The sequence below is a fragment of the Echinicola pacifica DSM 19836 genome (assembly GCF_000373245.1).
Lineage (GTDB): Bacteria > Bacteroidota > Bacteroidia > Cytophagales > Cyclobacteriaceae > Echinicola > Echinicola pacifica.
This window is the reverse complement of sequence record NZ_KB890754.1, coordinates 373,511-387,557: the sequence shown is the minus strand read 5'-3', so window position 1 is coordinate 387,557 and position 14,047 is coordinate 373,511. Positions and strand designations below refer to the sequence as shown.

The 14,047-nt window shown below is 42.8% G+C and carries 13 protein-coding genes; 11 read left to right on the top strand and 2 right to left on the bottom strand.

The features are described from left to right. Window positions 1-300: 300 nt before the first annotated feature. Window positions 301-690 carry a DoxX family protein gene (locus B050_RS0115550; RefSeq protein ID WP_018474866.1) on the top strand — a complete coding sequence of 130 codons (390 nt, stop codon included), beginning with the start codon at window positions 301-303 and terminating at the stop codon, window positions 688-690. Window positions 691-1,003: 313 nt separating this feature from the next. Beyond that, window positions 1,004-1,456 (top strand): DUF305 domain-containing protein, encoded by a 453-nt coding sequence (locus B050_RS0115545; RefSeq protein ID WP_018474865.1) that lies wholly within the window; start codon window positions 1,004-1,006, stop codon window positions 1,454-1,456. Between the two features lie 135 nt (window positions 1,457-1,591). Here B050_RS0115545 and B050_RS0115540 read toward each other — a convergent pair whose 3' ends face one another. Next, window positions 1,592-4,228 carry a glycoside hydrolase family 2 protein gene (locus B050_RS0115540; protein ID WP_018474864.1) on the bottom strand — a complete coding sequence of 879 codons (2,637 nt, stop codon included), beginning with the start codon at window positions 4,226-4,228 and terminating at the stop codon, window positions 1,592-1,594. A gap of 533 nt (window positions 4,229-4,761) precedes the next feature. Between B050_RS0115540 and B050_RS0115535 the strand changes: the two genes are divergently transcribed. The 4 genes from B050_RS0115535 to B050_RS0115520 all read left to right on the top strand — a co-directional run bounded on the left by B050_RS0115535 (window position 4,762) and on the right by B050_RS0115520 (window position 7,276). Continuing rightward, window positions 4,762-5,157 (top strand): iron chaperone, encoded by a 396-nt coding sequence (locus B050_RS0115535; protein WP_018474863.1) that lies wholly within the window; start codon window positions 4,762-4,764, stop codon window positions 5,155-5,157. A gap of 31 nt (window positions 5,158-5,188) precedes the next feature. After that, complete coding sequence (locus tag B050_RS0115530) at window positions 5,189-5,545, top strand: DoxX family protein (protein WP_018474862.1); 357 nt, start codon at window positions 5,189-5,191, stop codon at window positions 5,543-5,545. A gap of 4 nt (window positions 5,546-5,549) precedes the next feature. After that, complete coding sequence (locus B050_RS0115525; RefSeq protein WP_018474861.1) at window positions 5,550-6,107, top strand: sugar O-acetyltransferase; 558 nt, start codon at window positions 5,550-5,552, stop codon at window positions 6,105-6,107. Between the two features lie 164 nt (window positions 6,108-6,271). Then, the gene (locus B050_RS0115520) at window positions 6,272-7,276 is read left to right on the top strand and encodes a glycoside hydrolase family 43 protein (RefSeq protein WP_018474860.1); all 1,005 of its coding nucleotides are present in this window, start codon (window positions 6,272-6,274) and stop codon (window positions 7,274-7,276) included. 209 nt (window positions 7,277-7,485) lie between these two features. Here B050_RS0115520 and B050_RS0115515 read toward each other — a convergent pair whose 3' ends face one another. Then, window positions 7,486-8,124, bottom strand: a complete 639-nt coding sequence (locus tag B050_RS0115515; protein ID WP_018474859.1) for an SAM-dependent methyltransferase — start codon at window positions 8,122-8,124, stop codon at window positions 7,486-7,488. 288 nt (window positions 8,125-8,412) lie between these two features. Between B050_RS0115515 and B050_RS0115510 the strand changes: the two genes are divergently transcribed. From B050_RS0115510 to B050_RS0115490, 5 genes are all read left to right on the top strand, one after another. After that, window positions 8,413-9,045, top strand: coding sequence for a Pr6Pr family membrane protein (locus B050_RS0115510; RefSeq protein WP_018474858.1), 633 nt, complete (start codon window positions 8,413-8,415; stop codon window positions 9,043-9,045). After that, window positions 9,042-9,398: a DUF1801 domain-containing protein gene (locus tag B050_RS0115505; protein ID WP_018474857.1), complete on the top strand. Its 357-nt coding sequence runs from the start codon at window positions 9,042-9,044 to the stop codon at window positions 9,396-9,398. The genes B050_RS0115510 and B050_RS0115505 overlap by 4 nt, the downstream gene beginning before the upstream one ends. Window positions 9,399-9,513: 115 nt before the next feature. Next, on the top strand, window positions 9,514-9,894 hold the full coding sequence (locus B050_RS0115500; protein ID WP_018474856.1) for a nuclear transport factor 2 family protein: 381 nt from the start codon (window positions 9,514-9,516) through the stop codon (window positions 9,892-9,894). Window positions 9,895-10,019: 125 nt separating this feature from the next. Next, window positions 10,020-10,361: a gliding motility protein GldC gene (gldC, locus tag B050_RS0115495; protein ID WP_018474855.1), complete on the top strand. Its 342-nt coding sequence runs from the start codon at window positions 10,020-10,022 to the stop codon at window positions 10,359-10,361. Between the two features lie 788 nt (window positions 10,362-11,149). Continuing rightward, window positions 11,150-14,035, top strand: coding sequence for a carboxypeptidase-like regulatory domain-containing protein (locus B050_RS0115490; RefSeq protein ID WP_157492829.1), 2,886 nt, complete (start codon window positions 11,150-11,152; stop codon window positions 14,033-14,035). The last annotated feature ends 12 nt before the right edge of the window (window positions 14,036-14,047 follow it).

The following is a 14,047-nucleotide window of genomic DNA, read 5'->3' as shown; positions in this document are numbered from 1 at the left end:
AAGGATGACGGCTATATTTGGATAAAAAAGTCTGCCAGATAAAAATCACTTCCTGCCTTAGACTGATTCCCAATCTCCAACCTTGGTATTTTAGTCCGCTATTCTGATCATACGAAATCAGGAAGATTCATGAAGCTTTTTTTGGACAGTTGTATATAAAATTGGTTTTTCATTTTCAAGTCATTTAGACTTGAGGTTTTAATATTAATACCTAAGCTCATCCTTGAAACTTATTTACTCTAAAATGGATTCCTTATATAGCTCCAATGAAAGCTAATCCCTAATTAAACATCCTCGATCATGAAAAGAGCTCTTATCATTTTATTCAATTTAGTCAGTGCAGTCCTAATGACTTTCTTTGCAATACCGAAGTTATTTGGAAAAGAACAAAGTTTGGCTGGTTTTAAGCAATTTGAGGATGCTTTAGGCATTGATGCAGATGGGTTTAGGATTTTCACGGGGATTGTTGAGGTGCTTATTGCAGTATTGCTAACTTATATTAGCGCTAAGCCTATAAAAATCATATCCATATTTACCTATTTTATCCTCGGATCCACCATGGCCTCGGCCCTATTCCTGGAATTTTTTGCCAGACCTGAACCAAAAATTCTGCTGGTCATAATCGCCCTCTTTTTATTGTCCTTTTCGTCTACCAGGCTATTTCAATTGACCAAACCGGGTGAAATCTAAAAGTATCTTTTAGTTTGCGAAAAGTACAATGTATAAAGTTCATCGATAATGAGGCTTAGGTTTGTTATAAATCAACCGTAAGGTTCTTATTTGCCTTTCATAACTGGTGATTTTCGATAGAATAATATATTATTTCCCATAAAAATGGTATAAAACACATTTTTGGACTTTTTTTTGAGGTTAATGCGAATAATTAGCCTGTTTTTTATCCTGAGTTTCTGCTATTCGGATTTGTATAAAGCCATCTTCAAGGCTAGTAGGCTCCAGGGTCATTCAGCAGCGCTCATGCACTAAACTTAAACCATTAAACACGATGAAAATCCCAGCTTATACCCGTTTTATTCTAATGCTTCTATTTTCTGGTATCTCCATGTATATCACCATGTATTTCAACACCTTTGAATTCAGTCATGTTTTCTTCAGTTGGACTCGAATGTATATGACCTTAATTGGACTTGGTGGCATGGCGATCGTTATGTTCTTATTCATGCAGAAGATGTATGAAAACAAAGTCAAAAATGCCGCCCTTCTTATTGGAAGTGTCTTAGTCATGGCGGTCTCCACCCTCCTGGTACGTCAGCAGGTGCCCATTGATGATGTGAAATGGATGCGGGCCATGATTCCTCATCATTCTATTGCGATATTGACAAGTAACAGAGCGGATATACAGGATCCGGAAGTAAAAAAACTAGCCGAAGATATCATCAAGGCACAGGAAAAAGAAATCGCTCAAATGAAGGAAATGATCAAACGACTGGAAGAATAAACCCTCCCTTCATTCCTCGAGCTCATATAGGAATTTTAACAGGCCCATCAAATGGCCTTGATGATTGCATGAAAAAGTCAAAAAGCCCGGAAGAAATGATCTTCCGGGCTTTTTGGTTGATTCTAAAAACTAGTCCTAGTCGATGGAAATAGTTTGCTTGGCCATATTCCACCCTCCTATTTCTATCGAAGTCTGGTTACTTTCCAGGTTTTCGTAGGTAAGTAAGATGGTTTTGCTTTCTCCAGGAACTAGCGATACATAATTATCACTATAAAAAGTGGGTAATAAGCGCTCGCCAGAAGCCTTATCCACCAAAGATACCCGATTAAAGAAAGACACCGTGTTCCCTTCGTTATTGCTGAGGCGAAGTTCTATTTCTGTATCCGATATTTTTTTGGCTGATGCCTCAAGTCCAGCCTTTTCCATGGCCTGTAATCCCGAGTAATTTCCGCTAGCATCTGGCAACCAGTAGAAATTATCGCTCACTTTATTCTCATGCTCATCCATCAGCTGAACGGAGAGAAACATGCCCTCCTCTGCCCTTAGCTCGTCAATTTTTTTCTTCAATGACATGATCACCCTACTATCACTCGGCTCGATATAGCAGAATATCTGTGTAAGGACCTTGCTTTCCCCTTTGAGATCATAAGCGGTCACCTTCAGCATGAGGTCAAATTGCTGCTCGAAGGTATTATTAGCAATCATGATATTGCCTGTAACAGGGTCATACATCCCATGAACAGGCTCGCTGCCCGTTCTCAAGCCATATAAGCAGGCATTTGGGTCGAGGTAATAATCATACATCTGACCCCTCAGGGCAGTCCATGGATTTTGTGTTTTCCAAATGATGACGCCTGTGTACCAATCCCACATATGAGCCGAAAATCCTTCGATAAGCCCTCGATATTGGTTGTAATTTACCAACTGTGCCTTGGAGGCAAAATCCTCCATATCGGTAGGTTTGCCATAGGGATCCATCGCATCGCGATAATCTATATATTTATGATAGGTCCAGACTTCATCTTTCACTTTTTCGGTTCCGTCTTGCTCCTCGGGAATCACCTGATGTGCTTCTGGGATAAATCTTCTTAGCGATACCGCATCACCAGTGCCAACGGAGCCCACCTCGGAGTTGAAAGGCCAGGTTTTATCACCCCAGAAGGTGGAAATATCCTGTATGCCATAAGGGCCATCGCCATTTCCGCCCTTGAAGTTATAGGACATCTCATCTGAGTTGGAGTAATCGATAAACCAACGTGTACCGTCCAATTCGGGCAGGATCTCATCTCTGAGGGCATATAGAATATCTGCTGGCGGGGTGATTTCATTGCCTCCGCACCACATGGCCAAAGAAGCATGGTTTCTGAGCATTTTGATCACGTCAATGGCGGACTCCAGGAATAGATCATGATCATCCGGATACTGCCTTCGGGTCCATTGATCGTCTTTTTTGTAAGGATCCAGCCAGCGGCCATTGGCATCTCCAGACATCCAAAAATCCTGTATTACGAGTAAGCCGTACTTATCACAAGCCGCATAGAACTCCGGCCGCTCGGGTAATGCCCCACCCCAAATTCGAATTAAATTCAAATTCATATCTCGGTGAAAGCGAATTTCGGCATCATAGCGCTTTTCCGAAAATCGTAGCATCGCATCAGAGATAATCCAATTGCCTCCCTTAATAAATATCTTCTGGCCATTGACGGAGATTTGCTTACTTCGGGTGTGGGCATTCCATTCAGTTTGGATTTCTCTAACCCCAAAACGAACCGCTTCACTATCGGACAAATTATCATCCGCCACAAACTGGATATTGATATCGTATAAGTGCTGCTCTCCATACCCACTAGGCCACCAGAGTTTAGGATTCTTTAAGCTATAATCCGGCAGAGATACTTCTATCGTTTTATTGGCCGGAATGCTTACGGACTGCTGGATGGTTTCCCCATCAAGGGAATAATTTAGCGTTCCAGAGACCTCCTTATTTTGAGTATTTTCCAGTTCGGCGCTCAGCTGAATGGTTGCTGGATCCTGCGGACCATGAGCAGTTCTGATGCCCTCTACCAGGGTGACGATATGTGGGTTTTTGAGGTTCACGGCCCCTGTTTTTTCAATAAATACCTTATCCCAGATGCCCGTATTACGATCACGTACAGGCTGAATCCAATCCCATCCTGCGGTATATTGCAAGGCTACTCCCCTGGCAATAGTCCCATCGCCTCCTTGTCCACCATTAGGATTGCCGACATGCTCCGCTGGATGAACCAACACGGCCAGGCGATTATTTCCATCCTTGGACAGCATCCCGGTAATATTAAATTGCCTGCGCAGGTACATACCTTCATAGGGCTCCTGGTTCACTTTCTGGCCATTTAGATAGACCTCCACACTATAATTGATCCCACGGAAGCTTAGCCAAACTTGCTCATCCTTCCTGGCTTTTTCGCTGAAATCTTTAACGAACCAATAGGTATAGTGCTCCTGGCCCGTATCATAGATATCCTCAATCTTTTCATTGTTCATACCATAAAATGGATCGGGGATCTTTCCATTGTTCAGTAAGGTCGTGAGCACAGTGCCTGGTACCGTCGCAGGCATCCAGTCCTCCATAGCTTCTGATGGGCTTGATAGCTCCTCACCGCTCGTCTGGCACTCCGCAAGGGGCTTGCAGTACCATTCACTGTTGAGTTCATATCGGTTTTGGCCTCTGGCCAAATGCATAAAATTCATAGCGAATAAGAATATACTCACTATTCTGAGGGTAGTTTTCATAGGTTTGTGATAGGTTGATGATTTAGCCTGCGCTCCAAAATACACAGGCTTAAATTTAATAAACTTTTTACCTTTCAAACAAAAGTTTATTAAATTTTAATACAAATAATAACCATTTTTTTGATTTTTTACACAAACAATCAAAAATAGAGAGCTATTATAACCCTAAGTTTTCATTTAGACCAAAACACCTTTACCTATATGCTAACTGGAATTCTGCCCTATTATAACCTTCAAAGTGTTATCTATATAAAAGAAATCTTGACAGGTAATTAAGGATGACTGCAGCGAGCCCTGATGAGGGCAGAGTGAAAGGTCAGGGAAAATTAAAAGCTCGTCAGCTGGTTGGAAGGCATAGTCATGGGAGTCTTAAGCTTGTACCTTATCAATGTCACGCTAACCTGTTCAAAATCAAGAACTGAGAAAAACCATGAAATCTAGAAAGACTTCAAATGATTATCTTATTTTTATAGAAGTGCCTTTATTGATTTTTATTTGAGCACAAAGAATATAAACCTACTACCCCCGTAATAATGAATAGAGAGATCAAGAATGTGGATGATTATATCGCGGGTTTTCCAGCCAGAACGCAAGCTAAACTCAGACAGATAAGGGAGTTGGTCCTGGCTATAGCCCCAGAGGTGCAGGAAAGCATCTCTTATGGTATGGCCGCCTATAAGTTAAACCAAAAACCACTCGTATATCTTGGTGGCTTTGGAAACCATATCGGATTTTATGCTACTCCCTCAGGTCATAGCCAGTTTGCCAGTCAGTTAGCCAGCTATAAACAGGGAAAGGGCTCGGTGCAGTTCCCCCTGGACAGCGAGCTGCCGATGGAATTGATTTCCGATATGATAAAATTCCGTGTGGCAGAAAACAAGCAAAAGAAACCTCCCAAGTCCTCCAAAGACTTTTTATCCAAATCCTAAACCCTGTTTTACTTTTATTACTGACAAACCCATGAAAAATCTCAAAACCATCTTCCTGGTATCCACGGCTCTCCTTAGCCTGTTGCTATTAATGTCCGCAGGCATTGAATTATTTACTGCCGGAGCCAGAGACACCTTTGTCGCATTGGGCTATCCCGCCTATCTTTCTATCCCTTTGGGCTTGGCAAAAATCGCTGGACTTATTGCCTTTTGGTTAGTAAAAAACCCCACTATAAAAGAATGGGCTTATGCAGGATTCTTTTTTGACTTCGTATTAGCCGCCTCCGCTCATTTAATTTCCGGTTTTGGAAACCCCATGATTGCCATTATTGCCTTGGTACTTTTGGCCATCTCATATATATCGCGCATGAAAGCAGGACTTAATTAAAGCCATGAAATCTGAAAAAGAAAAAATGCTCTCGGGGGAATTATACAATGCCATGGACCCCGAACTCACTAGCGAACGGGAAGCTGCCAGGGATTTACTTCATGAGTTTAATACGAAGCGAGAAACGGAAACAACCTCCACTGCCCAGCTTTTAAAGCAATTGATGCCGGAATCGGGTGAGAATATATGGATTCAGCCTCCCTTTTATTGTGATTATGGCTATAATATCAAAACTGGAAAAGGTGTATTCTTTAATTTCAATTGCGTGGTACTGGATGTCATGCCAGTCACCATCGGCCATCGCAGCCTGATCGGTCCCAATGTACAGATCTATACTGCCACGCACCCTTTGGATTTTCAGGAGCGAGCCAGTGGACTGGAATCTGCCAAGCCAATCCATATCGGTGATGATGTCTGGATAGGAGGCTCTGTGGTGATTTGCCCCGGGGTGACGATAGGAAACCGCTCGGTCATAGGAGCAGGATCTGTGGTGACCAGAGACATCCCCGATGATACACTGGCTGCTGGCAATCCCTGCAAAATCATCCGCAAACTCATTTAATAACACCCTCTATAGGCTATTGAAGGAAGATTTATCAGGAAATATGGTATAAGTGTATTTTATACATTAATAATTAAGTATATTTGTTTATTCAATAGATAAGCTTGTCCCACTTATAAATCAAAAGGGGGGACCAGGGAAAAGATTAATAAACCTATACCAAAATGAACCGAAGTATTTTCAGCCTATTCACCCTATTATTGGGACTAATCAGCAGCGTTTCGCTTGCCCAGCAGATGGAGTTTGACAATCCACTAGTAGAGCAGCGAGCAGATCCATGGGTATTCCGCACCGAGCAAGGGCAGTATTATCTAATAGCCACCGTCCCAGAGTATGACCGCATCGTGCTGCGCAAAGCTTCCACCATCAATGGATTAAAAACGGCAGAGGAAAAGGAATTATGGCAAAAACACCCAAGCGGAAATATGGGGGCACATATTTGGGCACCTGAACTGCACCATATTGATGGAAAATGGTATATCTATTTTGCCGCTGGGGACACAGATGATATTTGGAATATCCGTATGTATGCGCTCTCCAATACCGCCTCCGATCCTATGAAAGGAGAATGGAAGGAGGAGGGTCAGGTAATGACTAAGATCAGCTCCTTTTCCCTAGACGCCACCACCTTTATGCATAAAGACAAGCGCTATATGATATGGGCCCAGAATGTACGAGGCGGAGCACATGGCACGGCCCTAGTCATGTCCGAGATGAAAGATGCTACCACCCTTATCGGCCCGGAGATCGTCCTTACAGAACCTGAGTACAGTTGGGAAACTCAAAAATACAATGTCAATGAAGGGCCAGCAGTTATAAAGCACCAAGGAAGGATTTTCGTGACTTATTCGGCAAGTGCTACGAATTCAAATTACTGTATGGGTATGCTTTGGATCGATGAAGAGGCTGACTTGATGGATAAGCGTAACTGGCAGAAATCTCCTGCTCCGGTATTTTCGACTAATGAAAGTATCAATCGCTTTGGCCCTGGCCACAACTCCTTCACGCTAGCCGAAGACGGCAAAACCCCTGTCTTGATCTATCATGCAAGAGACTATAAAGAAATCCAAGGCCATGAATTGACCGATCCAAATCGTGCTACACGTGCTAGAATAATTCACTGGACCCCAAGCGGATTTCCGGATTTTATGCAGCATTTAAAGGATTAACAACCCTTTAACAAAAAATCAGTAACTGATAAACCCCTAATTCAGGAGGTAGTCCAGCCCACTGGATTCACCTCCTGAATTTTTTTTTTAAGCCTGCCATCAATTCCACATAGCATTATCCTCACATTTGGGCCAGGACACAGCCAGCCAAAACTCCACCCTTCTGCCTTCCCTCCTTTGGGCTGATATTCCCTAAGCTTCCATAATAATTAATTTACACCTTCAGACTCTATTCGCTCAAACTCTACAAAAACAAAATTTTGGACGGTACCGAATGGGGTAGAATGGTTGACAATCTTGCTACGGGTTTTCTGAAAGCCGAAAGGCTCCACCCGTTGGCAAAGGCTGGAAGCTGAATATTGCTGAATAGCTATGCCACTGCATTTCTTTGGTCCCTGCTCCGAAAACGCCCCTATCAATATCCTTCCACCTGGCACAATCATCTGTCGTGCTAAGTTTAGGTACTGCCGCTGATGATGATCTGCAACCAAAAAATGAAATACCGCCCGATCATGCCAGTAGCGATACCTCTCTGACAGCTCCACCTCCAGCACATCGCTTATCAGCCAGGAAACTGCATTTGCATCTTCCCCAAGTCTTCTTTTGCCTTTGGCAATGGCATTTGCCGAAATATCTAAAACGCTGAGATTTGAAAATTCATCTTGCAGGAGATAATCCACTAAGCGGCTATCTCCTCCGCCTATGTCTATTATAGAATCGCCTTTGGTAAGTCCCGCAGAATGAATAAAATCCAAAGAGGTCTGCGGCTTTTCCTGATACCAACTCACCTCGGTCGGGCCTTTTTCTTGGTAGATTTGCTCCCAATGCGATTTACGATCTATTTCCATATCTTTTTATTTCTATCATTAAGTACTCTCTTGAAATCATCCGCTCTCTCCCAAAACTACGGCATGAAAAGCAAATTATGGTCTTTCTCTCCACTTATCAAGCATTTTGATTTTACTTGTGGTTTAGCAAAACTTATCCCTAGAAAACATTAAGCTTAAGCGAAGCTAAAAATTCCCTGACTCATTAATAGGCCTTTGCGATATTAACGGAGGTAATAAACGCTCATATTCGGTTATTTTATTTAAATTAATTCCCGGAAACACTTTTGGAATTTTTACCATTAAAAAATGAAAAACAAATTTGCCTTAGCTTTAGCCTCTCTAGCTTGGTTTGCAGTAATTCTTCAGCTCCTTATTATGCTGAAAAACCCAAATAGCCACTTTATTGACACCATGATACGGTTTTTTAGCTATTTCACCTTACTTACCAATTTGATGGTGGCGGTATATTTCACTTATTATTTCAAATTAATACGCAGTGAAGGCCCCTCCCCCAAATACCTAAGGCTCAGTCTTACGCCATTGACGGTATATATAGTCATCGTGGGACTTGTCTATCAGATTGCACTTAGGCCTCTTTGGTCTCCGACGGGATTACAATGGGTAGCAGACGAGCTGCTGCATACGGTGGTGCCGATTATGGTTTTCTTGTTTTGGTATCGGCGTGCCAAAATCTTAAACCTCCACTGGAAACAGCTCCCTTATTATTTGATTTGGCCCTCCATTTATCTCTGCTTCATCATGTTTCAAGGTTCGGTTTCTGGTTTTTATCCCTATTTCTTCTTAGATGCCTCCACCCTTTCGATACCAGATTTAGTGATCAACCTGATGGCTTTATTATTGGTATTCCTTGTCATTTCTAGTCTATTCATCCTTATTTCCGCAAGGCTAAATAAGAAAAAGCACCTCGTAAAAGGATGAATTCACTCTCAGAAGCCAAATCGCAGGTATATCTCCAGCATCCTGAACCGATAAGAAGTTGTCTGCTAAGCTTGCGGGAAATTATGCTCTCCTATCCACGGCCATTGACCGAAAGCATCAAATATGGCATGCCTTGCTTCTGCTACGGCAAAAGTCCGGTATGCTACTTTTGGGTGGATAAGCAAACGGCTTTCCCCTACCTGTTGTTTGCAAGGGGCCATCTTATGAGCCATCCTTTCCTCGAACAGGGTAAGCGTAAAAAAATGAAATCGCTAAGCATAAACCCAGTGTATGACCTTCCCTTGGAGACCATTATGGAAACCCTTGAGGAGGCACTGAGCCTTTATAAGTAAATTTTCCCTGAAGAACAGGCCTCAGCTTATATCATAGGAAAAACAAGACGATTTATTTGTCTTAGAAAAATAATACCAGGTTAATTTCGCACCAAATAAACGATGCTACATTATAATGGATGAACTGGAAATCAACAAAGTAAACGCAATGGCATTTTACAAAATGGCCTTTGAAGGAAATCCAAAAATGGCCGTGGAGCGATATATAGGGGATGAATATATTCAGCACAATCCTGCCGTAAGTGATGGAAAGCAAGGATTTATTGAATATTTCGAAAGAATGCAACAGGAATACCCGCAGAAAAGCATACGATTCTTAAGGTGTATAGCGGAGGGTGAAATGGTGGCGCTGCACAGTCATCAGGAATGGCCCGGGCAGGAGCAATATATTACAATGGACTTCTTCCGATTTGATCCATCAGGAAAAATCGTTGAGCATTGGGATGCTATTCAGCAAGTGCCTGCGGACGCTGCTAATGGCAATACCATGCTGTAAGAAATTCGGCCCTTTTTTTTTCGACCTTAGGCCACTGATCATCAGCATACTGGACTTTTACCATTATTATAAAGGAACTACGGGGATAGTTTTGTAGTTTTGCATTTTCAAATTCAATTGCCAAAATGAAAAATTCTGAAATTAATTTTAAGATCAATCTAGACGAAAAGAACCTTCCAAAAACCATCGAATGGGATGCTTCTGATAAAGAAGGCGAAGGAGTAGAACAAACTAAAAGCATCAGCTTGAATGTTTGGGACAACCAGAATCACAGCACCTTGCGAATAGACTTATGGACAGAAGATATGTCTGTGGTCGAGATGAAGAGGTTTTATATAGACATCCTTGGAGGCATGGCACAGACTATTCTGAATAGCACTGGCGATGAGTTTATGTCAGAAGAAATCAAGGAATTATGTGACCGACTCGTACAGCACGTAAATGAAGAGAATAAAAGCTCCAAATAAATAGAAACCGCCGTAGAGCGGTTTTTTTTTGTCCCTGGCAGTAATTACCTATCTCCAGCATACAGAGATCATCTTGGCTTACTGAATTTTCATTATCCTGCCAAACAATACCAAAGGCGCTGGCATCGCAGATTAGGCAAATATAAGGGTTCGGTCGGACGCGACAGCTTTACGATTCTTATGGGAGTTATTACCAAACTGCTCAAAAGTGACCCGGGAAAAACGCACTGTCACTAATTGGGATTCCTCAATGCATTTCTGCATGCCGGAAGTTCATTTTAACAGACTGATTTAGAGACGGTAGGGCTTGAAATGGCTCTTAAGGAAATCGATAGATTAAACAGCTAAAAGTACTTGATTACTAAACTACTTATTTATTTACATCGGATATTTTAAATTATATTTTTTGAATATAAAACAATATTAATTGTATTTGAATAAATCCTTTTGGTATTAAATAGATCTATCCATGACCATTAGCATAACTATACCAAGGAATGTCAGCGAAAATAGATGGGAAGGCATTATTTATTATAGCTAAGCCCTTAATTGGTGGTTTTTGGTGGTCAAAGTGCGGATAAGAAAGCTAGCGGCAGGATAGATTAAGGAATTAACCAAAAGCACTTCACTTGTTTTCAACTTTAGCCATATGGCCAAGTATTTTTTTATTATTAACAAACGCAATATTATTAGGCTTAGTCTATTTAATTGGATTTTTTACCTTATATTAAAATGGTATTTAGCCCGAAATCAGGCTAAATGCAATTAGCCAAACAAACCCAAATACCATGATTATAGTCCTACAGCCTTCGCGGTGGTTCCGATATTTATTAGTCATAATGCTAATAATCTCCGCCGCCCTGCCCGGATGGGCACAAGAAACTACGATAAAAGGAACGATCACTGATGAAACCACCAAGGAGACCCTCATAGGGGTAAATATTCTGGTAAAAGGGAAAGTCATCGGAACGATCACCGACCTGGACGGCAACTTTTCTCTAACCGTACAGCAGGCGCCCCCACTTACCCTAATCATCTCCATGGTGGGATACGCAAGCAAGGAAATTGACATTAGTTCTAGTCAGCCTCAGCCTTTAAAAATCCAACTGGTAGAGCAAACCCTTCTTGGCCAAGAGGTGGTAGTTTCTGCCTCCCGTGTGGAAGAGAGCATCTTGACCTCTCCGGTATCGATCGAGAAGATGGATATTCTAGCCATTAGAGAGGGAGCCAGCGACAGTTATTATAAGGCGATCGCCAATCTCAAGGGAGTGGATGTCACCTCCTCCTCCATTAATTTCCAAATCCTCAACGCCCGCGGGTTTAATTCCACGGGCAATACTCGTTTTGTCCAGCTTACGGACGGGATGGATACTCAGGCTCCGGCGCTAAACTTCCCTATCAGTAATCTTAACGGTCCTTCTGAACTGGATGTAGAAAGTGTAGAATTTATTCCTGGTGCCTCTTCTGCCCTCTATGGCCCTAACGCCTTCAACGGCATACTTCTGGTCAACAGCAAAAACCCTTTTGATTACCAAGGCCTCAGTGCTTATTATAAGCAAGGCTTAAATCATATCAATGGCCAGCCCGGTGAGCCTCAAAGTGCCCAGCCTCTGTATGAAGCGGCCATCCGCTATGCAAAAGCTTTCAATAATAAATGGGCTTTCAAAATCAACGCCTCATTTCTCCGTGCGGAGGACTGGTATGGCACCAACTATTCCGACCTAAACGAACGAAGCCAAGGAGACCTTCCTACCAATCCAGGTGCCAATAGAGTGCATATTTTCGGGGATGAGGTATCAAATAATATTGGCCTACTTAGAAATGTAAGCAGCATCCAAAACACTGCTCAAGCCTTGGGGATAGGCGGATATATAGCCAGTATCCCCGATCAGGTGGTATCCAGAACTGGATATGAGGAGCAGTATCTTGTCGATTATGGTGCCGCCACCAATAAGGTGAACGCCGCCCTTCACTACCGGATCAATGATAAGGCAGAACTATCCTATACCCTCAACTATGGCGCTGGAACCTCCGTGTACACGGGTTCGCAAAGGTACTCCCTATCAGAATTTGAGATTTCGCAACATAAGTTGGAACTTACTGGTGACAATTTCTTTGCACGAGTATATACCACTCGGGAGAATTCAGGAAGTTCCTTTATTGCTGACCTTACCGGGGTGAGGATCAATGACACTTGGAAGGACAATAGCACCTGGTTTGGAGAATACACCCTGACATATATGGGAGCTCTGGCACAACAGGGAGTGGCACCGGGTAGCCTTGGGACGATCGACCAGCAAGCAGCTGCTCACCAGGCGGCGAGAGCTGCCGCCGACCAGGGTAGATTTGTGCCTGGCACTGCGGAATTTGATAATGCAGCAGCAGAAATCAAGGCTGACTATATCCCCTCAGGTTCTTTATTTAATGATCGCTCCAGAATGTATATGGCCGAAGGCCAATATAATTTCAAAAACGAAATAGATTTTCTTGACCTCCAGGTAGGCGCTAGCTATAGACTTTACGAACTTAATTCCCAAGGGACGATATTCGCCGATGTGGATGGCAATGAGATCAGCATCTCAGAGTTTGGTGCTTTTACCCAAGGATCAAAGACGGTAATGGATGACCGACTAAAACTTATGGCCTCCTTGAGGTATGACAAAAATGAAAATTTCAAAGGTCAGGTAAACCCGCGAATCGCAGCAGTATTCACCCAGGGACAGAGCAATATCCGACTTAGCTATCAGACAGGCTTCAGAATGCCCACCACCCAGGGGCAGCACATTGACCTCAATGTGGTATCTGCAAGGCTTATCGGTGGTTTACCGTATTATCGTGAGAAGTATAATGTCTTCGAAAATGCCTTCTCTTTAAACTCGGTCAACGACTATATTGCGGAAGTAGGAACTGGCCTCAGCCCCGTGGATCCTGCAGCCACCAGTAAGCTGGTCCCTGTGAACGACCTTCCAGAGCTAAGACCAGAGCAGGTGAAGTCCATAGAAATAGGCTATAAAGGCCTGCTTGCGGAAAACAAGTTATTGATAGATTTTGCATATTATTATAATAGCTATAATGATTTCATCACACAAACCGCTGTCAGAAAAGCTCCGGGGCCAGTATATCCAATGCCAGCCAATAGTGACCAGGCCGCTATCAATGCTGTAAATGCTCCTTCCCTGCTGACTCCTATCACCATTCCGGGACAGGAGAACACTTACCAAACCTATACCAACCTAGTGGATCACTCTGTGGAAGCGCACGGAGCTGCTCTTGGACTTACCTATAATCTTCCAAAAAACTATACTATAGGCGGGAATTACAACTATAATAAACTGCTAACTGAAATCGAACCAGGCTTTTTGGCTGATTTCAATACGCCGGAACATAAGTTTAACCTCATGCTCTCTAATCGAAAACTAACGGACAAGCTAGGGTTTAACGTCACCTACCGTTACCAAACCGCTTTCATGTGGGAGTCTTCTTTTGCAGTGGGCGAAGTCCCAGCGGTGGGTACCATCGATGCGCAGGTGAGCTATAAGGTAAAATCTCTTAAATCAATTTTCAAATTGGGTGGCTCGGATATCTTAAATAAGAGGTATTTCCTTAATTATGGCGGCCCATCCACTGGAGCTATATATTATATCAGCATCACTTTTGATGAACTCCTGAACTAAACCCAAATCGAC